Genomic DNA, 22338 nt, shown 5'->3' with positions numbered 1-22338 from the left:
TCAGAATATCCTTTGAAATAAATGGGTTTACTTGCCGTCGGCGGCGATGCGCACCTTGATCATGCGATCGGGATCGGTGACGACCCCGTTCTGCGCCGCGTCGCCTTTCTTGATCTTGTCCACCAACTCCATGCCGGTCTCGACATTGCCGACGATGGTGTACTGGCCATCGAGCGGCGGCGCCGGCGCGAACATGATGAAGAACTGCGAATTGGCGGAATCCGGGTCCTGCGAGCGGGCCATCCCGACCACGCCACGCTGATAGCGCTCGGTCTGAGAGAATTCGGCCGGCAGGTCGGGAAGATCGGAACCGCCGGTGCCGACAGCGTCGGCGCTGAAGCCGCTGTTCATGTTGCCGAACTTCACGTCGCCGGTCTGCGCCATGAAGCCGTCGATGACACGGTGGAAAGCGACGTTGTCATAAGCGCCCTGGCGCACCAGCTTCTTGATCTGCTCGACATGCTTCGGCGCGAGATCGGGCCTGAGCGCGACGGTCACGTCGCCGTCCTTCAGCGTGATGATCATGGTGTTTTCCGGATCGGCGGCGTACGCCGAAACGGAGGCGGTCACAAGACCGAAAACAACGACAAAGCAGGTGGCGAGCCTTTTGAGCTGCATGGATCTTTCTCCGAAAACCTTTGTTTCACGCATGTCGTTGCCCCAAAACCGGGTTCCACGTTTGGGCGACATGCATTATTTCGCGAATTTGGCGGTGAGCGCGCCAGCCACGGCCGCCGGCACGAAGGGGCGGATGTCGCCGCCCATCGAGGCTATCTGACGGACAAGTGTGGCGGTAATGGTTCGCACCGAAGGGCTGGCGGGCAGAAAAACCGTCTGCAGTCCCGGCGCCATGGTCTCGTTCATCCCGGCCATCTGCATCTCGTAGTCGAGATCGGTGCCGTCGCGCAGGCCACGGATCATGATCGAGGCGCCCTGCTTCCTGGCAGCGTCGATGACCAGCCCGTCGAAAGCGACGACCTTGATGCGCACACCGTCGCGGCCGAATTCGGCCTTCGTCGCAGCTTCGATGAGGCCGACCCGTTCCTCGAACGAAAACAGCGGCTTCTTGCCGGGATGAATGCCGATCGCCGCATAGACGGTGTCCGCCACAGCCAGCGACGCCTTCAGCACGTCGAGATGGCCGTTGGTCGGCGGGTCGAAGGAGCCGGCATAAAGGGCGATGCGTTCGGTCATGGCAGGTGCTTCTAGCGAGCCTCTCTCGCAAAGGCAAATCCGATCAGCGAGCCGCCAATGCAAGTCGCCGCAAAAGCCTGCCCTATGGCCTGACCCGAGGGTGCGCAGCGGTTTGGAACAGCGGCGCCCACCCAAACGGGAACTTCAAGGCGCATCGCCTGAGCCACGATAATCGCGATGCGCTTTGAGTGAACCTTTTGGCCGAGATGAACGACCAATGAATGGGCCGATCACGAAGGCTTCACGCAGCGTTCATTAGATTGCAGCTTCAGAAGATGAAACCAAAACCCCATTTGATCGTTGCTAGGTGCAGGAGAACACGCACATGCTGATCTACATGCTCGCCACCGCAATGACCGTCGCCACGCTGATCGCCACCGTATTCGGGCTGCATCAGGAAGCAGAGCGCGTCCGCGCCAAGTCCAATGCCAAGCGGTTCGGAGGCTTCGGTATCCGCAAGCCTTCACGCCACTTCTAGACCGGCCGCTATCTGTTGACGGCGCCGGTCCATCGGGCCGGCACTCCCCAATCAATCAAGGACTAGTCGGCGTTGTTGTCCGGGCCAGCGCCTTCAGTACCGGTATCCAGAGTTGCGTCGCCCTCGACACTCTCTTCGGCTTCCTCGTCCGACTGCGGTTCCGTTATCCGCTCCACCGAAACGACCTTCTCGCCGTCAGCCGTGTTGAAGATGGTCACGCCCTTGGTGGCGCGGCTGGCGAAACGAATGCCGTTGACCGGCACGCGGATGACGGTGCCGCCGTCCGAGACAAGCATGATCTGGTCGTCATTGCCGACCGGGAAAGTCGCCACCAGGCGGCCGATCTCAGCCACTTTCGACACATCGGTGGCGCGGATGCCCTTGCCGCCGCGCCCTGTCAGGCGGAAATCATAGGACGACGAGCGCTTGCCGTAGCCATATTCCGTCACCGTCAGCACGAACTGCTCGTGTGCCTTGAGGAATTCGTAGCGCTCGTCGGAAAGCTCCGTCTCCTCGCCGACCTCCTCATTGGTGAGCTGGAAGTCATCGTCCTCGCCCGCCGCAATGCCGGCGGCGAGCCGCCGTTCGGCCGCCACCCGCTTGAGATAAGCGGCGCGCTCGGCCGGCGGCGCATCGACATGTTCGATCACCGCCATCGAGATCACCCGGTCGGTGGCAGCCATGGCGATGCCGCGCACGCCGACCGAGTTGCGGCTCTGGAAAACGCGCACGTGGCTGACCGAGAAGCGTATGCACTGGCCGGAGCTTGCGGTCAGCAGCACGTCGTCATTGTCGGTGCAGGTCTCGACGCCGAGTATCTCGTCGCCTTCCTCTTCCAGCTTCATGGCGATCTTGCCGTTGCGGTTGACCTGGACGAAGTCCGACAGCTTGTTGCGGCGCACCGTGCCGCGCGTCGTGGCAAACATCACGTCGAGCTCGCCCCAGCTGGTCTCGTCCTCGGGCAGCGGCATGATGGTGGTGATGCGTTCGCCCTGCTCCAGCGGCAGCATGTTGATCAGCGCCTTGCCGCGCGACTGCGGGTTGCCGATCGGCAGACGCCACACCTTTTCCTTGTAGACGATGCCGCGCGAGGAGAAGAACAGCACCGGCGTGTGCGTGTTGGCGACGAACAGCCGGGTGACGAAATCCTCTTCCTTGGTCGACATGCCGGAGCGGCCTTTGCCGCCGCGGCGCTGCGCCCGGTAGAGCGACAACGGCACACGCTTGATGTAGCCGGAATGGCTGACCGTCACGACCATGTCCTCGCGCTGGATCAGGTCCTCGTCTTCCATATCCGCCCCGCCCTCGGAAAGCTCGGTGCGGCGCGGCGTGCCGAACTCGTCGCGCACGGCGGCAAGCTCGTCCTTGACGATCTGCTGGATGCGCGCGCGGGACGACAAAATGTCAAGATAATCAACAATTTCCGCGCCGATCGTGTTCAACTCGTCGGCGATCTCGTCGCGGCCGAGCGCGGTCAGCCGCTGCAGGCGCAGTTCGAGGATGGCGCGCGCCTGTTCCTCGGACAGATTGTAGGTGCCGTCCTCGTTGATGCGGTGGCGCGGATCGTCGATCAGCAGGATCAGCGATTCGACGTCGCCGGAGGGCCAGCGCCGCTCCATCAACTGCTCGCGCGCCGTCTGCGGATCCGGCGCGCTGCGGATCAGCTTTATCACCTCGTCGATGTTGGCCACGGCTATGGCAAGGCCGACCAGCACATGGGCACGGTCGCGCGCCTTGCGCAGCAGGAATTTCGTGCGCCGGCTGATCACGTCCTCGCGGAAGGCGACGAACGCCTTCAGCATGTCGGTCAGCGTCAGCAATTCCGGCTTGCCGCCGTTCAGCGCCACCATGTTGGCGCCGAACGACGTCTGCAGCGGCGTGAAACGGTAGAGCTGGTTGAGGATGACGTCGGCGACCGCGTCGCGCTTCAGTTCGATGACGACACGGTAGCCCTGGCGGTCGCTCTCGTCGCGGATGTCGGAAATGCCCTCGATGCGCTTGTCGCGCACCAGCTCGGCCATCTTCTCGATCATCGACGACTTGTTCACCTGGTAGGGAACCTCGGTGATGACGATCGATTCACGGTCGTTGCCGCGCGCCTCGACGTTGACGCGGCCGCGCATGACGATGGAGCCGCGGCCGGTCGAATAGGCGCTGTAGATGCCGGAACGGCCGAGCACGATGCCGCCGGTCGGGAAATCCGGCCCTGGAATGATCTCCATCAGTGCCGGCAGATCGATCGCCGGATTGTCGATGAGCGCAATGGCGCCGTTGCAGACCTCGCCCAGATTGTGCGGCGGGATGTTGGTGGCCATGCCGACGGCGATACCGCCGGAGCCGTTGACCAACAGGTTCGGAAAGCGCGCCGGCAGGACTTTCGGTTCGCTGCCGGACGCATCATAAGTGTCCTGGAAATCGACGGTGTCCTTGTCGATGTCTTCCAGCAACTCATGCGCGACCTTGGTCAGCCGCGATTCGGTGTAACGCATTGCCGCCGGCGGATCGCCGTCGATCGAGCCGAAATTGCCCTGCCCGTCGATCAGCGGCACGCGCAGCGACCAGTCCTGCGCCATGCGCACCAAGGCGTCGTAGATCGAGGCGTCGCCATGCGGATGGTATTTACCCATCACGTCGGCGACCGGGCGCGCCGACTTCACATATTTGCGGTTCCAGTGGTAGCCGCTCTCATGGGCGGCGTAGAGAATGCGGCGATGCACCGGCTTCAACCCGTCGCGCACGTCGGGCAGCGCACGGCTGACGATCACGCTCATGGCGTAATCGAGATAGGAGCGCTGCATCTCCTCGATGATGGATATCGGCTCGATGCCGGTCGGGCCGCCGTCGGCGCCGCGCGGTGTCTTCTGGTCGGTCAAATCAGGTCACAATCTAATCAGGAATCACTTGGTGCTTATATAGGATGCCGGGTCGAAACTCCAACGTCCCCGGCAGTTTTCCAGTGGCGATTTTTGTGGTGATTTCAAAAGGATATCACTGATTGCGACGATATGGCCGAGGCGCTTTCGTGGCCGCCGGGGCAAAGCTCATTGTCACGCCAGTTTCTTGCTTCACAAAACCGGCACCACGGATGCGTTCGGCAATTTATCGCCTCGCCGCCGGAGCCGGTAGGCACCGGGTGCCGCCCCCATCACGCGCCGGAAACGGCGGTTGAAGGTCGACAAATCGTTGAACCCGGCCTCGAAGGCGATCGTCGAGATCGCCTCATCCGACATGCACAGCCGCACCGCCGCCCTGTGCAGCCGGGTTTTCAGCACGAACTGGTAGGGCGTCATGCCCGCGACATGCCGGAAGCTGCGCAGGAAATGGTAAGGACTGGTCGCCGTTTCGCTTGCAAGCTCGGCGAGCGAGACCGGCCTTTCGGCATCCTTTTCGATGCGCCGCACCGCCTCCGCGACGCGTTTCTGATCACGGCGGCTCGGTGACCGGGCAGCGGACGTGATACCGGAGGCGACGGCTGCGCCGGCAATCCGCAGTCCGAGTTCCTCGAACGCCTCGATGTCGGCCATTTCGCGCGCGGCTTCCGCCTCGGCCAGCAGCTGTGCCAGCGCCGGCAAGGGCGGCAGAAGCGGCGTCTCGAAGGCCAGCTGCTTCGCGCCCGGCGTGTCGGCGACGATCTGTTCCATATAGGCCGGGCTGAAATGATAGGAGATGCAGCGGTCGCCGGCGCCATGCTCGTGCCCACACTCGTAGCAAGTGCGGGCGTTGCCGAGCAGAATTGCGCCCGGCGTCAGCATCGCCGTGCCCTGGCGTGCGCGGTAGCGGAAGGTGCCGTTGGTCACCACTGCGACGCAGAAGTTGCGATGCTCTTCCTCGAACGGGCGATCAGCAACGCCTGCAGTGCAGACCACGTCCGACACCCGCCAGCCTTTTCCGGACGCCAGTGCATGCACGCTCGTCGTCATGGCCGAAACATAGCAATTTTTCCCAAGCGCAAGAAGCCTGGCGCGGCCTATTCTTCCCGGTCTCCTGACAAAGTGGGCAGAAACCATGTTCAATTCATCCTCCTTTGCCGAAGCCCTTCACAGTGACGGGCCAGCAGCAGACCTTGCCGAAAAACTGAACCTTTACGGCCGCTTCGTCGGCGCCTGGACGTTCGATGCCACGCGCCGTCTCGAAGACGGCCAAGTGCTGACCGGGCGCGGCCAGGTGCATTTCGGCTGGGTGCTCGAAGGCCGCGCGATCCAGGACGTATGGATCTTGCCCGCGCGGAACACTGGCGCACAGAGCTCGCTCGGCAAATGGACCTTTTATGGCACGACACTGCGCGTCTATGACCCCGGCGTCGACGCCTGGCATATCTTCTGGAGCGATCCGCGCACCCAGTATTACAGCCGCCAGCTCGGCCGCGCCGAGGGCGACACCATCGTCCAGCAAGGCGCCGACGGCACCGGCGCCGCGGTGCGCTGGAGTTTTTCCCGGATCACCGAAGATTCGTTCCGTTGGCTGGGCGAACGCTCGCAGGACGATGGCGCGACCTGGCGGGTCGAAGTCGAGTTCCTGGCGCGACGCGCCGCCAGCACCTGACCTGCACGGTTTCCCCTGACACCGCTTTGCTCTACCAATGCTGGGGTCTCGGGCACGGCCCGGCGGGGAGGGTCAGAGATGCCGAGCTTCGACAGCCTGTTCAACGCCTTCGTCACCATTCTGGTGACCATCGACCCGCCCGGCCTGGCGCCGCTCTTCCTCGCCGTGACGCGCGGCATGAACCGCGAGGAGCGCAACCAGGTTTCCGTGCGCGCCTCGATCATCGCTTTCCTGGTGATGGCGCTGTTTGCAATCGCCGGCGCGTCGATCCTGTCGGTGTTCGGCATCACGCTGCCGGCGTTCCGCGTCGCCGGCGGGTTCCTGCTGTTCTTCATCGCCTTCGAAATGGTGTTCGAGCGCCGGCAGGACCGCAAGGAGAAGATCGGCGACGTCGCCATCACCAAGGACATGATCCACAATATCGCCGCATTTCCGCTGGCAATCCCGCTGATCGCCGGTCCGGGCGCGATTTCAGCGACCGTCCTGCTGTCCGGCTCGTTTCCAGGTTTTGGCGCGCAGGCAGCCCTTGTCGGCATCATCGCGATCTGCCTTGTCATCACCTATCTGGTTTTCGTGCTGTCGGAGCGCATCGACCGTATCCTCGGCCAGACCGGCCGCTCGATCCTGACACGGCTGCTCGGCGTCATCCTGGCCGCACTCGCCGTGCAGTTCGTCGCCGACGGTATCAAGGCGCTGATGGCAGCATGAAAATGAAAGCGCCCCCGCGCTTGATTGCTGACGCCGTCTTTTTCGTCGTCCAGCTCGCGCGACGAACCGCCGCCACCGGGCGCTATCCTACTTCGCCGCTGTATCGACAATCTCGAAATCATGCGTGACAGCGGCGGTCTTGGCCATCATCGCGGTCGCTGAGCAGTATTTTTCGATCGACAGGTCGATCGCCCGCCTGACCTTGTCATGCGAAAGCGCTCGGCCCTTGACGATGAAATGCATATGGATGCGGGTGAACACCCGCGGCTCCTTCTCCGCCCGGTCGGCATCGAGTTCGACCACGCAGTCTTCGACCGCCTCGCGCCCCTTTTCGAGAATGTGGACGACATCATAGGCCGAGCAGCCGCCAGTGCCGAGCAGCACCAGTTCCATCGGGCTCGGCCCCGGCGTCTTGCCATCCGGTCCGAACGCGGTCCCCAGCACCACCTTGTGACCGCTGCCGGACTCGCCGACGAAAGTGCGCTCCTCGACCCATTTGATCCGTGCTTTCACCTGATACGTCCTTTCACCGCACACCGCTCAAACGCACAACGTCCCGAAAATCCAATATAGATTTTCGGGACGCCAATGCGTGGCCTCAAGTAGCTGGTGTCAGCTCGCCCAGAGCCGTTCGCTCCGGGATCAGAACGGAATTTCGTCGTCGAGTTCGCGCGACGAACCGCCGCCACCCTTGCCGCCACCGCCGCCGCGATTGAGACTCTCGCCCGGGCCGGACTGGCCGAAATCGGAACCGCGGCTGCTGCCGCCACCGGCATAGCTGCCGACCTGACCGCCCTCGCCCTGCCCGCGTGCGTCGAGCATCTGCAGCTCGCCACGGAATTTCTGCAGCACGATTTCGGTCGTGTAGCGGTCATTGCCGGTCTGGTCCTGCCATTTGCGCGTCTGCAACTGGCCCTCGACATAAACCTTCGCACCCTTCTTCAGATACTGCTCGGCGACCTTGGCGAGCTGCTCGTTGAAGATGACGACATTGTGCCACTCGGTCTTTTCCTTGCGCTCGCCAGAAGTCTTGTCGCGCCAGCTTTCCGACGTGGCTACGCGGATATTGACGACCGGCTCACCCGAATTCAAACGGCGGATTTCCGGGTCCGCCCCGAGATTGCCCACCAGAATGACCTTGTTGACGCTACCCGCCATGATACTTCTCCACGCTCATCCGAAAACAAATTTTTCTCGCTCTCACCTTATAGACTGCGGACAATCCCCGCCTGCCGTGGCTGGCTTTTCCCACAAGGTTTTTGTTCTCTTTTCGTTCTAGTCTCATTTGACCCTTATTGTCAAGGAATGTCAGCAACAAGTAGTATCTTGGGCCTGGAAATTCCACGATATCTGGCCGCCGGGATCGAAGGTCGAACACAATGAAGACAGTTGCACATGAGGACCAGCCGCAAGAAGAGTGGCGAGCGGGAGTACAAACCCGCATGCACGTCTCGGCCCGCAACGGCGCAACTCAACTTTGCATATTTGAACAATGGGTCGAGCCCGCGGTTGGCGCCCCGACACATTGGCACCCGGTCGAGGAAGTGCTTACCGTGGTCGCTGGCAAGGCCGAAATGTGGATCGATGAGGAGCGTGTCGTCTTGATTCCCGGGCAGTCCCTTGTTGTTCCCGCGCACAGCAAACATGGCTTTCGGAACGTCGGCTCAGAAATGCTTCATATCCACGCCGTGCTCGCGTCACCAATTTTCGAGGCGACGTTCGACGGGTCCCCCAAGATGGTGAGACGCTGGCTTCCAGCGAGCCTCTAAAACAGCACCCTGCTAAATCACCGCCAGCCTAAAACACCGCTTGCCAAATCAATAAGTGTCGACTTATGCTTCTGCCATGATCGCAGCCGAGATTTTTCGAGCGCTTGCCGACCCGACGCGCCGCGCCGTCTTCGAACGGCTCGCCGCCGGCGAGATGACGGTGTCGGAACTGCGCAACGGCATGAGCGTGTCGCAACCGGCCGTCTCGCAGCATCTCGCGGTGCTGCGCGGCGCCGGCCTGGTGGCCGAGCGGCGAGCCGGCCGCAACGCCTATTATCGCGCCGATCCGCAAGGGCTTGACCCTCTGCTCGGCTGGATCGAGCGTTACCGTGCGTTCTGGCCCGAGCGTATCGAACGGCTCAAGGCGGTTTTGAAGGATATGGACCAATGACGGCAAAACAGCATTCGGACATGGCGGCAGACTCGATCGAGTTCGAGTGCGAGCTTCCAGACCCGCCGGAAAAAGTGTGGCGGGCGCTGACGGTGCCGGACCTGCTCGCGGCCTGGATGATGCCGAACGACATCAAGCCGGAGATCGGCAGCCGCTTTGCCTTTGCCAAGGCGGATGCACCGATCGAGTGCGAAATCCTCGACGCCGAGCCCGAACGCCTGCTGCGCTACTCCTGGCGGGAGCGGCCGGCGCCTGGCAATACAGCGAATCCGCTGGACAGCCCAATGGATAGCCCAATGGACAGCATCGTCACCTTCACGCTCGACCGCACTGTGTCGGGTGGCACGCATCTGCGCATCGTCCACGACGGATTTGCGCGAGTAGCCACGCCTGCGGTTGCCGGCGCCGGTTGCCGGCTTTCGTTCAACGCACACAACCCCAGACAGACAATAGCCGCAAACACGCCTCGCCTCGTCCTGCGCGCGGCCTGAGCGGCACAACGGAGAAAAGCGATGAGCGGTTTTGCCAATTTGGTGCCGATGGTGATTGAGCAGTCGAGCCGCGGCGAACGCGCCTTCGACATTTTCTCGCGGCTGCTGCGCGAGCGCATCGTCTTCATCAACGGTCCGATCGACGACAATGTGTCGGCGCTGGTCTGTGCCCAGCTTCTGTCGCTGGAATCCGACAATCCCGACAAGGAGATTTCCCTCTACATCAACTCGCCGGGCGGCGTGGTGACCAGCGGCTTCGCCATCTACGACACGATGCAGTACGTTTCTTGCCCCGTATCCACCGTCTGCATGGGCTTTGCTGCGTCGATGGCCTCCTTCCTGCTGATGGCCGGCACACCGGGGCGACGCATCGCGCTGCCCAACACCAGCATTCTGCTGCACCAGCCTTCAGGTGGTTTCCAGGGCCAGGCCTCCGACATCCAGCGCCACGCCGAAGGCATCCTCAGGACCAAGCGGCGCATGACCGAGCTTTACGCGCACCACTGTGGTCGCACGTTCGAAGAGGTCGAACGCACGCTCGACCGCGATCATTTCATGACCGCCGAGGAGGCAAAGACATGGGGCCTTGTCGACCATGTTTTTGATACGCGCAAACAGGCGGCTTGAAAGCCGAACGCCATGAGCGATAACAACCAAGCCATTCGGCCAGTTTGATCGCCACCGGTCTGGCTTCGGCCAGAGTGCGGCGATACAGTCCGCCGATGTCCGAGATTTCACGCATTTGCTTGAACCGGCTGATTATCGGTATCGCCGTCGCGGCGATTACCTCCGGCTCGCCGAAGACAATTCAACGCCGCCGCACGAAGGCACGCTGCCCGGCGTGACCAACGACTACCGCATCGCCACGCCGGCTGACGAACCCGACGATGCCATGCCCAGCAGCAACAGCCAGTTCAAGATTGGCGATACCGATGTCAGGATTTCCGGCAGCATAATCTAATCTTGGATGTCGGCGCCGGCGCAATTAAAGGCCCCCGGCGATAGGACAGGTCCATCGGCCATCATCGCTGCCACAATGTCAGGAATGTCAGGTACTCGTGCGCGCTTGCGCCACTGAAACGAACAGCCCCGCCGCTGCTTCCGCAAACGGTCGGGGCTTTTTTGGATCTGAAATCCAAACTGGCCGGGAGTACACTGCCGGCTTTTGATTTCGGATGCTTCGCGGCATTCAGCCGACGATCCGACTAGTAGTCTCTGATTTTAATGGGATCGGCAGGTCACGGTTTGTCTGGCGGCGCAAAACGCCTGGCCCTGGCACTTATGCCTGCCGCGGCTCCAGCGACACGTGGAGCCTCAAGGGACTGTCCGGTGGAGTCATTCCTCTGCTCTCCTTTTCTGTCCACTGCGACTGGTGTCGTCCGAAGCGCATATCGCAAAAGCCTGCGGCGTCTCGCAGGCCGCCTTGGGGCGGCGAGGCCATCGAAAGACGGTCGGCTTCGGTGACGTCTGGAGTCTGCCCCCCTGCGCCCGAGACGTCAACAGCTGGATAGCCGATTACAAAAAACGTGATCGCTTGTGTGGCGAATCCGAAATTTGCATCCGTTTTGAGCAGCGCGGCGTCGGCTGTGGACTACATGGAAGCATTTTGTCAGGAGCGTGTTCGGCCTTTGTTCTTTCCGCTTGCTCGCCCGCGCGAAAGACGGTTAAAGGCTTGGTCGAGAGTTCTCTCGAAACGGTGGCGAAGTTACCTACATAGGGGATGGCCGGGACAACCCGCCATCCCACGAGATTCCAGATCTGAGGCGGCGACCGGCGATGGCCGACCATAAATATCTTTCCATTCGCGGGGCGCGCGAACACAATCTGAAGAATGTCGACCTCGACCTGCCGCGTGACAGCCTGATCGTCATGACCGGCCTGTCGGGGTCCGGCAAGTCGTCGCTCGCCTTCGACACCATCTATGCCGAGGGCCAGCGCCGCTACGTCGAGAGCCTGTCGGCCTATGCGCGGCAGTTCCTCGAAATGATGCAAAAACCTGACGTCGACCAGATCGACGGCCTGTCGCCGGCCATCTCCATCGAACAGAAGACCACGTCGAAGAACCCGCGCTCGACGGTTGGCACCGTCACCGAAATCTACGACTACATGCGGCTGCTGTTCGCGCGCGTCGGCATCCCCTATTCGCCGGCCACCGGCTTGCCGATCGAGAGCCAGACGGTGTCGCAGATGGTCGACCGCGTGCTGGCGCTCGAGGAAGGCACGCGGCTGTTCATCCTGGCGCCGATGGTGCGCGGCCGCAAAGGCGAATACCGCAAGGAACTGCTGGAACTGCAGAAAAAGGGTTTTCAGCGCGTCAAGGTCGACGGTGTCTTCTACGAAATCGCCGACGTGCCGGCGCTGGACAAGAAGTACAAGCATGACCTCGACGTCGTCGTCGACCGCATCGTCGTGCGCGGCGATCTGGCGACGCGGCTTGCCGATTCCATCGAAACCGCGCTGAAGCTCGCCGACGGGCTGGCGGTGGCCGAATTCGCCGACCGGCCGCTCGACGCCAGCCAGACCGGCGAGGATTCGGTCAACAAATCGAAGAACGAGACGCATGAGCGCATCCTGTTCTCCGAAAAATTCGCCTGCCCGGTGTCCGGCTTCACCATTCCCGAGATCGAGCCCAGGCTGTTCTCCTTCAACAACCCGTTCGGCGCCTGCCCGACCTGCGACGGCCTCGGCAGCCAGCGCGCCATCGACGCCAGCCTGATCGTGCCCGACGACAATCTGTCGCTGCGCGCCGGCGCCGTCAGCCCATGGGCGAAATCGACCTCGCCCTATTACGTGCAGACGCTGGAGGCGCTGGGCAAGGCCTATGGCTTCAAGCTCGGCGACAAGTTCCGCGACCTGACCGCACAGGCAAAGCAAGCCATCCTGCACGGCACCGGCGAGCGCGAGGTCACTTTCCAGTACGATGACGGGCTGCGCTCCTACCAGACGACAAAGACCTTCGAAGGCGTCATCCCCAATCTCGAACGGCGCTGGAAGGAAACCGAATCTGCCTGGATGCGCGAGGAGATCGAGCGCTTCATGTCGGCCACGCCTTGCCCGGCCTGCCGCGGCTATCGGCTGAAGCCGGAAGCGCTGGCGGTGAAGATTGCCGGCAGGCATATCGGCGAGGTCACCGAGCTGTCGATCCGCAAGGCCGACCAATGGTTCACCGAGCTGCCCTCCGCACTCAGCGACAAGCAGAACGAGATCGCGGTGCGCGTGCTCAAGGAAATCCGCGAGCGGCTGCGCTTCCTCAACGATGTCGGGCTCGACTACCTGACGCTGTCGCGCAATTCCGGCACGCTGTCGGGCGGCGAGAGCCAGCGCATACGGCTGGCCTCGCAGATCGGCTCCGGCCTCACCGGCGTGCTCTATGTGCTGGACGAGCCGTCGATCGGCTTGCACCAGCGCGACAATGCGCGCCTGCTCGACACGCTGAAGCATTTGCGCGACATCGGCAACACGGTGATCGTCGTCGAGCATGACGAGGACGCCATCCTGCATGCCGATTATGTCGTCGATATCGGCCCGGCCGCCGGCATCCACGGCGGCCACATCATCGCGCAGGGAACGCCGCAGCAGATCATGGCCAGCCCCGCCTCGATCACCGGCAAATACCTGTCCGGCGAGCTCGAAGTGGCGACGCCGGCGGTGCGGCGAGAGGCCAAGAAGAACCGGCGCCTGAAGATCGTCGGCGCGCGCGGCAACAATCTGAAGAACGTCACCGCCGAAATCCCGCTCGGCACCTTCACCGCCGTCACCGGCGTCTCCGGCGGCGGCAAGTCGACCTTCCTGATCGAGACCTTGTTCAAGGCGGCGTCGCGCCGCATCATGGGCTCGCGCGAGCACCCGGCCGAGCACGACCGCATCGAGGGCCTCGAGTTCCTCGACAAGGTCATCGATATCGACCAGTCGCCGATCGGAAGGACGCCGCGCTCTAATCCCGCCACCTATACCGGCGCCTTCACGCCGATCCGCGACTGGTTCGCCGGCCTGCCGGAGTCCAAGGCGCGCGGCTATCAGCCGGGTCGCTTCTCGTTCAACGTCAAGGGCGGCCGCTGCGAGGCCTGCCAGGGCGACGGCGTCATCAAGATCGAGATGCACTTCCTGCCCGATGTCTACGTCACCTGCGACGTCTGCCACGGCAAGCGCTATAACAGAGAGACGCTCGACGTCCTGTTCAAGGGCAAGTCGATTGCCGACGTGCTCGACATGACGGTCGAGGAAGGCGTCGATTTCTTCGCCGCGGTGCCCGGCGTGCGCGACAAGCTGGAGACGCTGAAGCAGGTCGGCCTCGGCTACATCCATGTCGGCCAGCAGGCGACGACTTTGTCGGGCGGCGAGGCGCAGCGCATCAAGCTGGCCAAGGAACTGTCGCGCAAGGCGACCGGCAAGACGCTCTACATCCTTGACGAGCCGACCACCGGCCTGCATTTCCACGACGTCGCCAAGCTATTGGAAGTGCTGCACGAACTGGTCGACCAGGGCAACACGGTGGTCGTCATCGAGCACAATCTCGAGGTGATAAAAACCGCCGACTGGGTGCTCGACCTCGGTCCCGAAGGCGGCGACGGCGGCGGCGAGCTGGTGGCCTCAGGCACGCCGGAGGATATCGTCCGCGAAAAACGCAGCTACACCGGCCAGTTCCTCAGGGAATTGCTGGAGCGGCGGCCCGGAGGCAAGCGCGAAGCGGCGGAGTGAGTGAAGGCTGGCTGACGTTTGAAAGACCTCCAAATGAAGATAAGAAGAGCCCTTGCCGGTGATCTTGATGCTGTCGTCCGGCTGACGGAAGCCGCCAATGCGCCCTACGCCCAATCCGCACCGGCCAGGACAGACGCTTGTCGACATGGCTAAAGCTGTCGAGACGCTCGCTACGGCCTGATCCATTTCAACCCGGGAGGACGACAGTGACTCAATCTGGAAAAATCCGCGCCGGCATGGGCGGCTGGACCTTCGAGCCGTGGGACACGTCTTTCTATCCGGACAAGTTGTCCAAGGCGAAGCAGCTGCACTACGCAACCCGGCAGGTGCCAAGCATCGAGGTCAACGGCACCTATTATTCGAGTTTCAAGGAGCCGACCTTCGTCAAATGGGCAAACGAGGCGCCGGACGGTTTTATCTATTCGCTGAAAGGCAACCGTTTCGTCACCAACCGCCGCGTGCTCGGTGAGGCCGGCGAGTCGATGACGCGTTTCCTGGGATCGGGCGTCGTCGCGCTCGGCGACAAGCTCGGGCCGATCCTGTGGCAGTTCGCGCCAACCAAAAAATTCGACCGGGATGATTTCGAGGCTTTCCTCAAGCTGTTGCCTGAAAAGCAGGACGGCATTGCGCTCCGCCATGCGGTCGAGGTGCGCAACGACAGTTTCGTCGTGCCGGAGTTCGCCGCCCTGGCGCGCCAATACAAGGTCGCGATCGTCTACGCCGACCACGCCAAATATCCAGCAATCGCCGACGTCACCGGCGATTTCGTCTATGTCCGGCTGCAGACCGGCAGCGACGACAATCCCGACTGCTACACGCCAAAGGCGCTCGACGAATGGGCGGCGCGGGCAAAGACCTGGGCGCAGGGCAAGGCGCCGGCCGACCTGACGCGCGCCGATCCCTCAACCGAAGCACCGGTCAAACCGCGCGATGTGTTCGTCTACTTCATCACCGAAGGCAAGGCCCGCGCGCCGTTCGGCGCCATGGCGCTGATGACGCGCGCCACAGGCTGACGTTGGGGCGGCACAGCGCATCCACCCTTTCTGTCACGCCGCCACCACGACTTCGTTGTAGACATCGAGATCGACGAAGAACACCTTGGTGAGTTCCGCGATCAGTTCGTCGTGGTTGTATCCTTGCGATTTCAGAATATCGATGGCGGTCATGATGTCGACGCGCTCGGTAAGCCGTCGTTTCTGGTGGTCCTCGAGGTAACGTTCCATCGGCTGCCCTGGCCCAAGTGCCCCAAATGCGTTTGACAACGATCAGATCGCCGGAAAGGACTGCTTGCACGGAACGTGCCGGCTGAGCCTGCGCCTCACCTTGATCTGTCGACGAGACTGATACGGAAAGCGGCCGACTCAACAAGGCCAAGTAAAGCCTAGCATGCAATCTTCAGCGCGCCAGAGGCGTTCAGGAAAGACTGAGCGGGCCTTCGTGATTTCGGTCGAGTAGAGGCGATGGGCGACCATCGCCTCTACTCGACCGACGCGAGAGCGAGAGATGGTTCGGCTAATCTCGAGGGTCTGCGATTAAACCGTAAGAAATTTCCTCACATCCGCCCGGTCGAGATCCTCGGCCGGGCCGGAGTGGACGATCAGGCCGCGGTCCATGATGTTGACCTCGTCGGCCAGTTCCCGGCAGAAATCGAGATACTGTTCGACCAGCAGCACCGCGATATCAGCCTGGTCGCGCAGATAGCGGATGGCGCGGCCGATATCCTTGATGATCGACGGCTGGATGCCCTCGGTCGGCTCGTCGAGCACCAGCAGTTTCGGCCGCATCACCAGTGCCCTGCCAATGGCAAGCTGCTGCTGCTGGCCGCCGGACAGGTCGCCGCCGCGGCGCGCGAGCATCTGCTTCAGCACCGGGAACAATTCGAAAACGTGGCCAGGAATGTTGCGGTCGGCGCGCTTCAATGGCGCAAAGCCCGATTCGAGGTTTTCCCGCACGGTAAGCAGCGGGAAGATCTCCCTGCCCTGCGGCACGAATGCGATGCCCGACCGGGCGCGATCATACGCCGCGCTCCGGTCGAGCGCCTTCCCCTCGAAGGCAACGCTTCCGCTCGTCAGCCTGTGGTGGCCGACGATCGATCTCATCAAACTGGTTTTGCCGACGCCGTTGCGGCCGAGCACGCAGGTGATCTTGCCGGCGCCGGCCTTCAGCGAGACGCCACGCAGCGCCTGGGCGGCGCCATAGTGCAGCGTGGCGTTGGAAACTTCGAGCATGTCAGCGCCTTCTCCAGCGCCTGAAGAACGAAAGATCGAAATGATGGAACGGAATGCGCCAGACCATGATCATCTCCCCAGATAGACTTCGACGACACGTTCGTCGGCCGAAACGAAATCGAGCGAACCTTCGGAAAGCACCGAGCCTTCGTGCAGGCAGGTGACCTTGACGCCGAGCTCGCGCACGAAATGCATGTCGTGCTCGACGACGATGACCGAGTGGTCGCGAGCAATATCCCTAAGCAGCCGCGCTGTCTCCTCGGTCTCGGCGTCGGTCATGCCGGCGACCGGTTCATCGACCAGCAGCAGTTTGGGATCCTGCGCCAGCAGCATGCCGATCTCGAGCCATTGCTTCTGTCCGTGGCTGAGATTGGCGGCGAGTTCGTCGCGCTTGTCACCGAGCCGGATGATGCCGAGGATGTCGTCGATCTGCCGCGCCTCCGCCGCCGATCGGCGATGGAACAGTGCCGGGAAGATCGAGCGTGGGCCCTTCAGCGCCAGCATCAGGTTGTCCTCGATCGTGTGGCTTTCGAAGACCGTCGGCTTCTGGAATTTCCTGCCGATGCCCATCATGGCGATCTCGGCCTCGTCATGTTTCGTCAGGTCGACCTGCCCGTCGAAGTAAACCTCGCCCGCGTCGGGACGCGTCTTGCCGGTGACGATGTCCATCATCGTGGTCTTGCCGGCGCCGTTCGGACCGATGATCGCCCGCATCTCGCCCTTGTCGAGCACCAGCGACAAATTGTTGATGGCGCGAAAGCCGTCGAAGGAAACCGAGACGCCGTCGAGATAGAGGATGGTGTTGCTCTTCGGCATTGCTCACTCCGCCGGCTGCGGTTCGGGACCGGATGCGGACCAGTCGCCAGGCGTTCTCGCAGCCGAGCGAACGATCTTCGGCGGTGGCGGGACGGCAGGATCGGTGCCGGCCTCCCCATTGATCGGGTTCGTGATCGAGGCTGCGCGCAGCGCCCTGGCATTGCCGCGCCAGGAATCCCACATGCCGACAATGCCCTTGGGCAGGAACAGCGTGACGGCGACGAACAGTCCGCCCAACGCAAACAGCCAGAACGCCGGCAGCACGCCGGTGAACCAGGATTTGCCGGCATTGACCACGAGCGCGCCGATGATCGGCCCGACGATGGTGCCGCGCCCGCCGACGGCCGCCCATACCACGACCTCGATCGAATTGGACGGCTCGAACTCGCCTGGATTGATGATGCCGACCTGCGGCACGTAGAGCGCGCCGGCAATGCCGGCCATGACAGCCGACACGGTGAAGGCGAACAGTTTGACGTTCTCGGCGCGCCAGCCGAGAAAGCGCGTGCGGCTCTCGGCGTCGCGCACCGCCATCAGCAGCTTGCCGTATTTGGAACCGACGATCGCCCAGGTGACGAAGACGGCGAGCGCCAGCGTGACGGCGCTGGCCGCGAACAATGCCGAACGTGTCGCATCGGCCTGCACGTTGTAACCGAGAATATCCTTGAAGTCGGTCAGGCCGTTGTTGCCGCCGAAACCCATGTCGTTGCGGAAAAACGCAAGCAGCAGCGCATAGGTCATCGCCTGGGTGATGATCGACAGATAGACGCCGGTGACGCGGCTGCGGAAGGCGAACCAGCCGAAGACGAAGGCGAGCAGGCCGGGCACCGCAAGCACCATGATCGCGGCAAACCAGAACTGGTCGAAACCGTACCAGAACCACGGCAATTCCCCATAATTCAGGAACACCATGAAGTCCGGCAGCAGCGGATTGCCGTAGACGCCGCGCGAGCCGATCTGGCGCATCAGATACATGCCCATCGCGTAGCCGCCGAGCGCGAAGAAGGCGCCGTGGCCGAGCGAAAGGATGCCGCAATAGCCCCAGACGAGATCGAGCGCCAAGGCGAGCAGCGCGTAGCAGAGGTATTTGCCGGTGAGCGCGACGACATAGGACGGCACGTAGAACGCACTTGTTGGCGAGACCGCAAGATTGAGCAGCGGCACGATGATGGCGATCGCCAAAAGGATGAAGATCGTGATGGCGATGCGGCGGTCGGCGCCGGCGGCGAAGAAGCGTCCCGTGATCATGCTTCCACCGACCTGCCCTTCAGCGCGAACAGGCCGCGCGGGCGTTTCTGGATGAACAGGATGATGAGGACCAGCACGACGATTTTGCCGAGGACCGCCCCGGCATAGGGTTCGAGGAACTTGTTGACGATGCCGAGCGAGAAGGCGCCGACCAGCGTGCCCCAGAGATTGCCGACGCCGCCGAAGACGACGACCATGAAGCTGTCGATGATATAGCCGCGGCCGAGATTGGGCGAGACATTGTCGATCTGGCTGAGCGCGACACCGGCGATGCCGGCAATGCCGGATCCCAAGGCAAAGGTCAGCGCGTCGACCCACGGCGTCCTGATGCCCATCGAAGCGGCCATGCGGCGATTGGCGGTGACGGCGCGCATCTGCAGGCCCCAGGGGGTGCGCTTCATCACATAAAGCAGCACCGCGAACACGCCGAGCGCGAATACCAGTATCCAGAGCCGGTTCCAAGTCACCGCAAGCTGGCCGATATAGAACGAACCCGACATCCACGACGGATTGCCGACCTCCTGGTTCGTCGGCCCGAAGATGGTGCGCACCGCCTGCTGCAGGATCAGCGAGACGCCCCATGTCGCCAGCAGCGTCTCCAGCGGCCGGCCGTAGAGGAAACGGATCACGCCCCGCTCGATGACGAGGCCGACGAGCGCCGCGACCGAGAAGGCGAGCGGCAGCGCGATAACCAGCGACCAGTCGAACAGGCCGGGAAAGGAGTTTCGGATCACCTCCTGCACGACAAAGGTCGTGTAGGCGCCGAGCATCACCATTTCGCCATGCGCCATGTTGATGACGCCCATGACGCCAAAGGTGATGGCGAGGCCGATCGCCGCCAGCAACAGCACCGATCCGAGCGAGATGCCGTACCAGATGTTCTGGCCCGCATCCCACAGCGCCAGCGTCGAGTTGATGTTGGCGATCGCCGCCGTCGCCGCGTCCTTGACCGCGCCTTCGGAATTGGCCTCGACGGCGGTGAGCAGGGAAAGCGCATTGCGATCGCCGCGCCCGCCGATCAGGGCGACAGCCGCCAGTTTGTCGGCCTCCGGCCTGTCGGACACCAGAACCGATGCGGCGCGGGCCTGTTCGAGCAGCGCTTTGACGCTTGCCACGGTCTCGCTGGCGATTGCGGCATCGAGCGGCTCGATGTTTGTCGCATCGGGCGTCTTGAACATGGTGTCGGCGGCGGCAATGCGCGCGGCCGGATCTTTTGCGCCGAGCGTCAGCGTGCCCAGCGCATCGCGGACGGCGCGGCGCAGCGTGTTGTTGACTTTGATCTTGGTGATCTCGCTTTTGGCCGCGTCGCCGGATTTTTCACCGCTCAGCGGGTCGAGCAACTCAACGCTGCCGCCAGCTGCCTTACCGATGAAAACCAGCGAATCGGCTTTGCGGACGTAGAGATCGCCCTCGGCAAGCGCGCCAAGCGGACGTTCGACGGCAGTGTCACCGGTGGCGGCCAGCTCCCGCACGACAGCTTCGGTGGCCGAGAAATTCGAGGCAGTGGCAAATTTGGCGATGATGGCGCGCAGGTCCGCTTCGGCAGCGTTCGACGGCGACAGCATCCCCAGGAGGAGCAGCAGCGTCAGGCCGATCGCACGGGTGAGGATCATCGATTTCTGGCGACTCTTGAGGGTTGAAACTTCGCGTCCGGGCGGACTGGAGGAGAGACGAGCTCGCCCGGACGCGTCGCGGTCCCGGTCGTGGAGAAATCCACGACCGTCAGACCCGGGAGGATCAGTTGGTTCCCTTGCCGCCGCACTTGCCGGTTGCGACATTGAAGTTCCCGCAGGACAGAGGCGCGCGCCAATCGGAGATCAGGTCCTTCGAATCGGCCAGATAGTCGGACCACTCGTCGCCCATCACCAGGCCAGACGTCTGCGAGACGGTCTCGAACTGGCCGTCGGCCTGGATTTCGCCGATCAGCACCGGCTTGGTGATGTGATGGTTCGGCATCATCGTCGAATAACCACCGGTCAAGTTCGGCACCGAGACTCCGACCACGGCGTCGATGACCTTGTCAGGATCGGTGGTGCCGGCCTTCTCGACCGCCTTCACCCACATGTTGAAGCCGACATAGTGGGCCTCCATCGGGTCGTTGGTGGTGCGCTTGTCGTTCTTGATGAATTTGTGCCAGTCGGCGATGAACTTGGCGTTCTCGGGCGTATCGATGCTCTGAAAATAGTTCCAGGCGGCGAGATGACCGACGAGCGGCGCGGTGTCGAGACCGGCAAGCTCTTCCTCGCCGACCGAGAAGGCCATGACCGGGATATCCTCGGCCTTGATGCCCTGGTTGCCAAGCTCCTTGTAGAACGGCACGTTGGCGTCGCCATTGACCGTCGAGACGACGGCGGTCTTCTTGCCGGCGGAGCCGAACTTCTTGATCGCCGCGACCTCGGTCTGCCAATCGGAGAAGCCGAACGGCGTGTAGTTGACCATGATGTCTTCGGCGGCGACGCCCTTGGCTTTCAGATAGGCTTCGAGGATCTTGTTGGTGGTGCGCGGATAGACGTAGTCGGTGCCTTCAAGCACCCAGCGCTTCACCGAACCGCCGTCCTCGCTCATCAGATAGTCGACAGCCGGGATAGCCTGCTGGTTCGGCGCCGCACCGGTGTAGAACACGTTGCGCTCGCTCTCCTCGCCCTCATACTGGACGGGGTAGAACAGGATGTTGTCGAGCTCGCTGAACACCGGCAGCACCGACTTGCGCGACACCGAGGTCCAGCAACCGAACACCGCCGCGACGTTGTCCTTGGAGACCAGCTCGCGCGCCTTTTCGGCGAACAGCGGCCAATTCGAAGCCGGATCGACGACGACCGCTTCGAGTTTCTTGCCGAGCAGGCCGCCCTTTGCATTCTGCTCTTCGATGAGCATCAGCATGGCGTCCTTCAGCGTCGTCTCCGAAATCGCCATGGTCCCCGACAGCGAGTGGAGAATACCCACCTTGATCGTGTCGTCAGCCGCCCTGGCCGGGACGCTCATCAGCAGGCCGGCCGTGACCGCGCCTGCCGAAAACATCTTTGTTATTGTCGAGAAACTGCCCCGCATATTTCAAAACTCCCTGACTGGTTGATCGCATCGCAAACAGACCATGCAACGGCTGTGCCAACCACAGGAGCAAAACCAAGGGAGCTTGGATTTCCTAGCCCTATCAGCCGGTTAATATATTAGCCGCCAAAGATAAGCGCCGCTGCCAGTGCTCTGCTTGAGAAAAAACTCCCCGCCCTCGCCTAATTTTTGATCACTCGCGAATTAATGCATGAAATTTGAGCAAAACCGCCTCAAAGACGGCGAACCGTTGCAGCGCTGCAGGAAAATGGGGCAAGATCGATCTTCAAAAGAGCGACCGCATGACCTCCAGGATTTCTCGCATTTTCAGCACCATGCTTCTGGTTGCGGCAACCGGCAGCGCCCGCGCCGACTTCGCCGATGGCAAATTGCCGGACGGCAGCTATCACTGCGAAGTCTATCTGCTTGGCATGTTCCTCAGCCTTGGCGACATCACCATCAAGGGCAATGTCTATAGCGGCCCGGTGAGCTTCGGAACCGCTGGGCAGGGCTACAACTATCAGATGAATGCAAATGGCGAGATCACCTGGTTGGGCCCGTTGGGCGGCTACACGACCGGCGGCAACTCGATCTCGCTCACGCAAGCCACCCTGGACGGTCAAACCAGCCCGTCCTTCGACATCATCATGAAGCAGCCTGACGGCGCCTTCACCGCCTCGACCTGCACGAAGCGTTGAACGGCCGGCAAGAAGAGGCGCGAAACCTT

The 22338-nt window shown here is 62.5% G+C and carries 23 protein-coding genes; 11 read left to right on the top strand and 12 right to left on the bottom strand.

What is annotated here, in order from left to right; genetic code table 11:
• Positions 1–27 precede the first annotated feature (27 nt).
• Both BQ8794_RS33575 and coaD read right to left on the bottom strand, forming a co-directional pair.
• Positions 28–618, bottom strand: coding sequence for a peptidylprolyl isomerase (locus BQ8794_RS33575; protein WP_077384146.1), 591 nt, complete (start codon positions 616–618; stop codon positions 28–30).
• Between the two features lie 75 nt (positions 619–693).
• Positions 694–1194 carry a pantetheine-phosphate adenylyltransferase gene (gene coaD / locus BQ8794_RS33570; RefSeq protein ID WP_077384030.1) on the bottom strand — a complete coding sequence of 167 codons (501 nt, stop codon included), beginning with the start codon at positions 1192–1194 and terminating at the stop codon, positions 694–696.
• Positions 1195–1519: 325 nt separating this feature from the next.
• Here coaD and BQ8794_RS33565 point away from each other — a divergent pair, with 325 nt between their 5' ends.
• Positions 1520–1672 carry a hypothetical protein gene (locus BQ8794_RS33565; RefSeq protein ID WP_077384029.1) on the top strand — a complete coding sequence of 51 codons (153 nt, stop codon included), beginning with the start codon at positions 1520–1522 and terminating at the stop codon, positions 1670–1672.
• A 62-nt stretch (positions 1673–1734) separates the two neighbouring features.
• On the opposite strand, the gene gyrA is transcribed toward BQ8794_RS33565, so the two are convergent.
• Together gyrA and BQ8794_RS33555 are read right to left on the bottom strand one after the other, a co-directional pair.
• Positions 1735–4545, bottom strand: a complete 2811-nt coding sequence (gene gyrA / locus BQ8794_RS33560; protein ID WP_077384028.1) for a DNA gyrase subunit A — start codon at positions 4543–4545, stop codon at positions 1735–1737.
• Positions 4546–4737: 192 nt separating this feature from the next.
• Positions 4738–5592 carry a helix-turn-helix transcriptional regulator gene (locus BQ8794_RS33555; RefSeq protein WP_077384027.1) on the bottom strand — a complete coding sequence of 285 codons (855 nt, stop codon included), beginning with the start codon at positions 5590–5592 and terminating at the stop codon, positions 4738–4740.
• An 85-nt stretch (positions 5593–5677) separates the two neighbouring features.
• Between BQ8794_RS33555 and BQ8794_RS33550 the strand changes: the two genes are divergently transcribed.
• Positions 5678–6214, top strand: coding sequence for a hypothetical protein (locus BQ8794_RS33550; RefSeq protein WP_077384026.1), 537 nt, complete (start codon positions 5678–5680; stop codon positions 6212–6214).
• 78 nt (positions 6215–6292) lie between these two features.
• The gene (locus tag BQ8794_RS33545) at positions 6293–6922 is read left to right on the top strand and encodes a MarC family protein (RefSeq protein ID WP_077384025.1); all 630 of its coding nucleotides are present in this window, start codon (positions 6293–6295) and stop codon (positions 6920–6922) included.
• An 87-nt stretch (positions 6923–7009) separates the two neighbouring features.
• Here the strand turns inward: BQ8794_RS33545 and BQ8794_RS33540 are convergent, their stop codons facing one another.
• On the bottom strand, positions 7010–7435 hold the full coding sequence (locus BQ8794_RS33540) for an OsmC family protein (protein WP_077384024.1): 426 nt from the start codon (positions 7433–7435) through the stop codon (positions 7010–7012).
• Between the two features lie 129 nt (positions 7436–7564).
• Positions 7565–8080, bottom strand: a complete 516-nt coding sequence (locus BQ8794_RS33535) for a single-stranded DNA-binding protein (protein WP_027151956.1) — start codon at positions 8078–8080, stop codon at positions 7565–7567.
• A 221-nt stretch (positions 8081–8301) separates the two neighbouring features.
• Between BQ8794_RS33535 and BQ8794_RS33530 the strand changes: the two genes are divergently transcribed.
• The 7 genes from BQ8794_RS33530 (at position 8302) to BQ8794_RS33500 (ending at position 15284) form a co-directional block, all read left to right on the top strand.
• Positions 8302–8691, top strand: a complete 390-nt coding sequence (locus BQ8794_RS33530) for a cupin domain-containing protein (protein ID WP_143744827.1) — start codon at positions 8302–8304, stop codon at positions 8689–8691.
• A 76-nt stretch (positions 8692–8767) separates the two neighbouring features.
• Positions 8768–9082 (top strand): ArsR/SmtB family transcription factor, encoded by a 315-nt coding sequence (locus tag BQ8794_RS33525; RefSeq protein WP_077384023.1) that lies wholly within the window; start codon positions 8768–8770, stop codon positions 9080–9082.
• The gene (locus tag BQ8794_RS33520; RefSeq protein ID WP_077384022.1) at positions 9079–9573 is read left to right on the top strand and encodes an SRPBCC family protein; all 495 of its coding nucleotides are present in this window, start codon (positions 9079–9081) and stop codon (positions 9571–9573) included. The genes BQ8794_RS33525 and BQ8794_RS33520 overlap by 4 nt, the downstream gene beginning before the upstream one ends.
• Positions 9574–9594: 21 nt before the next feature.
• Complete coding sequence (locus BQ8794_RS33515) at positions 9595–10200, top strand: ATP-dependent Clp protease proteolytic subunit (RefSeq protein WP_077384021.1); 606 nt, start codon at positions 9595–9597, stop codon at positions 10198–10200.
• Between the two features lie 115 nt (positions 10201–10315).
• Positions 10316–10534: a hypothetical protein gene (locus BQ8794_RS33510; protein WP_342189065.1), complete on the top strand. Its 219-nt coding sequence runs from the start codon at positions 10316–10318 to the stop codon at positions 10532–10534.
• A gap of 815 nt (positions 10535–11349) precedes the next feature.
• Positions 11350–14271 (top strand): excinuclease ABC subunit UvrA, encoded by a 2922-nt coding sequence (gene uvrA / locus BQ8794_RS33505; protein WP_077384020.1) that lies wholly within the window; start codon positions 11350–11352, stop codon positions 14269–14271.
• A gap of 206 nt (positions 14272–14477) precedes the next feature.
• Positions 14478–15284 (top strand): DUF72 domain-containing protein, encoded by an 807-nt coding sequence (locus BQ8794_RS33500; protein ID WP_077384019.1) that lies wholly within the window; start codon positions 14478–14480, stop codon positions 15282–15284.
• Between the two features lie 33 nt (positions 15285–15317).
• Here BQ8794_RS33500 and BQ8794_RS35915 read toward each other — a convergent pair whose 3' ends face one another.
• The 6 genes from BQ8794_RS35915 to urtA all read right to left on the bottom strand — a co-directional run bounded on the left by BQ8794_RS35915 (position 15318) and on the right by urtA (position 21611).
• Positions 15318–15494: a hypothetical protein gene (locus BQ8794_RS35915; RefSeq protein ID WP_077384018.1), complete on the bottom strand. Its 177-nt coding sequence runs from the start codon at positions 15492–15494 to the stop codon at positions 15318–15320.
• 309 nt (positions 15495–15803) lie between these two features.
• Positions 15804–16499, bottom strand: a complete 696-nt coding sequence (urtE, locus tag BQ8794_RS33490; RefSeq protein WP_077384017.1) for an urea ABC transporter ATP-binding subunit UrtE — start codon at positions 16497–16499, stop codon at positions 15804–15806.
• Positions 16500–16568: 69 nt separating this feature from the next.
• Entirely contained in the window at positions 16569–17315 is a 747-nt protein-coding gene (gene urtD / locus BQ8794_RS33485) for an urea ABC transporter ATP-binding protein UrtD (protein WP_077384016.1), read from the bottom strand.
• A 3-nt stretch (positions 17316–17318) separates the two neighbouring features.
• Positions 17319–18563, bottom strand: coding sequence for an urea ABC transporter permease subunit UrtC (gene urtC / locus BQ8794_RS33480; RefSeq protein WP_077384015.1), 1245 nt, complete (start codon positions 18561–18563; stop codon positions 17319–17321).
• Complete coding sequence (urtB, locus tag BQ8794_RS33475) at positions 18560–20176, bottom strand: urea ABC transporter permease subunit UrtB (protein ID WP_077384014.1); 1617 nt, start codon at positions 20174–20176, stop codon at positions 18560–18562. The genes urtC and urtB overlap by 4 nt, the downstream gene beginning before the upstream one ends.
• Positions 20177–20300: 124 nt before the next feature.
• Positions 20301–21611 carry an urea ABC transporter substrate-binding protein gene (gene urtA, locus BQ8794_RS33470; RefSeq protein ID WP_077384013.1) on the bottom strand — a complete coding sequence of 437 codons (1311 nt, stop codon included), beginning with the start codon at positions 21609–21611 and terminating at the stop codon, positions 20301–20303.
• 302 nt (positions 21612–21913) lie between these two features.
• Between urtA and BQ8794_RS33465 the strand changes: the two genes are divergently transcribed.
• Positions 21914–22309 (top strand): hypothetical protein, encoded by a 396-nt coding sequence (locus tag BQ8794_RS33465; RefSeq protein WP_077384144.1) that lies wholly within the window; start codon positions 21914–21916, stop codon positions 22307–22309.
• The last annotated feature ends 29 nt before the right edge of the window (positions 22310–22338 follow it).

Origin of the sequence: Mesorhizobium prunaredense (assembly GCF_900156895.1) — a bacterium.
GTDB classification, from domain to species: Bacteria; Pseudomonadota; Alphaproteobacteria; order Rhizobiales; family Rhizobiaceae; genus Mesorhizobium; species Mesorhizobium prunaredense.
Note: the sequence above shows the minus strand (reverse complement) of the source record. Positions and strands in the feature narration are given on the sequence as shown.

Excerpts from the sequence above, each read along its gene's own strand:
- urtE (WP_077384017.1), bottom strand. The coding sequence starts at position 16,499 with ATGCTCGAAGTTTCCAACGCCACGCTGCACTATGGCGCCGCCCAGGCG.
- urtC (WP_077384015.1), bottom strand. The coding sequence starts at position 18,563 with ATGATCACGGGACGCTTCTTCGCCGCCGGCGCCGACCGCCGCATCGCC.
- BQ8794_RS33520 (WP_077384022.1), top strand. The coding sequence starts at position 9,079 with ATGACGGCAAAACAGCATTCGGACATGGCGGCAGACTCGATCGAGTTC.
- BQ8794_RS33550 (WP_077384026.1), top strand. The coding sequence starts at position 5,678 with ATGTTCAATTCATCCTCCTTTGCCGAAGCCCTTCACAGTGACGGGCCA.
- BQ8794_RS33525 (WP_077384023.1), top strand. The coding sequence starts at position 8,768 with ATGATCGCAGCCGAGATTTTTCGAGCGCTTGCCGACCCGACGCGCCGC.
- BQ8794_RS33575 (WP_077384146.1), bottom strand. The coding sequence starts at position 618 with ATGCAGCTCAAAAGGCTCGCCACCTGCTTTGTCGTTGTTTTCGGTCTT.
- BQ8794_RS33535 (WP_027151956.1), bottom strand. The coding sequence starts at position 8,080 with ATGGCGGGTAGCGTCAACAAGGTCATTCTGGTGGGCAATCTCGGGGCG.
- BQ8794_RS33465 (WP_077384144.1), top strand. The coding sequence starts at position 21,914 with ATGACCTCCAGGATTTCTCGCATTTTCAGCACCATGCTTCTGGTTGCG.
- BQ8794_RS33515 (WP_077384021.1), top strand. The coding sequence starts at position 9,595 with ATGAGCGGTTTTGCCAATTTGGTGCCGATGGTGATTGAGCAGTCGAGC.
- BQ8794_RS33545 (WP_077384025.1), top strand. The coding sequence starts at position 6,293 with ATGCCGAGCTTCGACAGCCTGTTCAACGCCTTCGTCACCATTCTGGTG.
- BQ8794_RS33530 (WP_143744827.1), top strand. The coding sequence starts at position 8,302 with ATGAAGACAGTTGCACATGAGGACCAGCCGCAAGAAGAGTGGCGAGCG.
- uvrA (WP_077384020.1), top strand. The coding sequence starts at position 11,350 with ATGGCCGACCATAAATATCTTTCCATTCGCGGGGCGCGCGAACACAAT.
- urtD (WP_077384016.1), bottom strand. The coding sequence starts at position 17,315 with ATGCCGAAGAGCAACACCATCCTCTATCTCGACGGCGTCTCGGTTTCC.
- BQ8794_RS33565 (WP_077384029.1), top strand. The coding sequence starts at position 1,520 with ATGCTGATCTACATGCTCGCCACCGCAATGACCGTCGCCACGCTGATC.
- BQ8794_RS35915 (WP_077384018.1), bottom strand. The coding sequence starts at position 15,494 with ATGGAACGTTACCTCGAGGACCACCAGAAACGACGGCTTACCGAGCGC.
- urtB (WP_077384014.1), bottom strand. The coding sequence starts at position 20,176 with ATGATCCTCACCCGTGCGATCGGCCTGACGCTGCTGCTCCTCCTGGGG.
- coaD (WP_077384030.1), bottom strand. The coding sequence starts at position 1,194 with ATGACCGAACGCATCGCCCTTTATGCCGGCTCCTTCGACCCGCCGACC.
- BQ8794_RS33555 (WP_077384027.1), bottom strand. The coding sequence starts at position 5,592 with ATGACGACGAGCGTGCATGCACTGGCGTCCGGAAAAGGCTGGCGGGTG.
- urtA (WP_077384013.1), bottom strand. The coding sequence starts at position 21,611 with ATGCGGGGCAGTTTCTCGACAATAACAAAGATGTTTTCGGCAGGCGCG.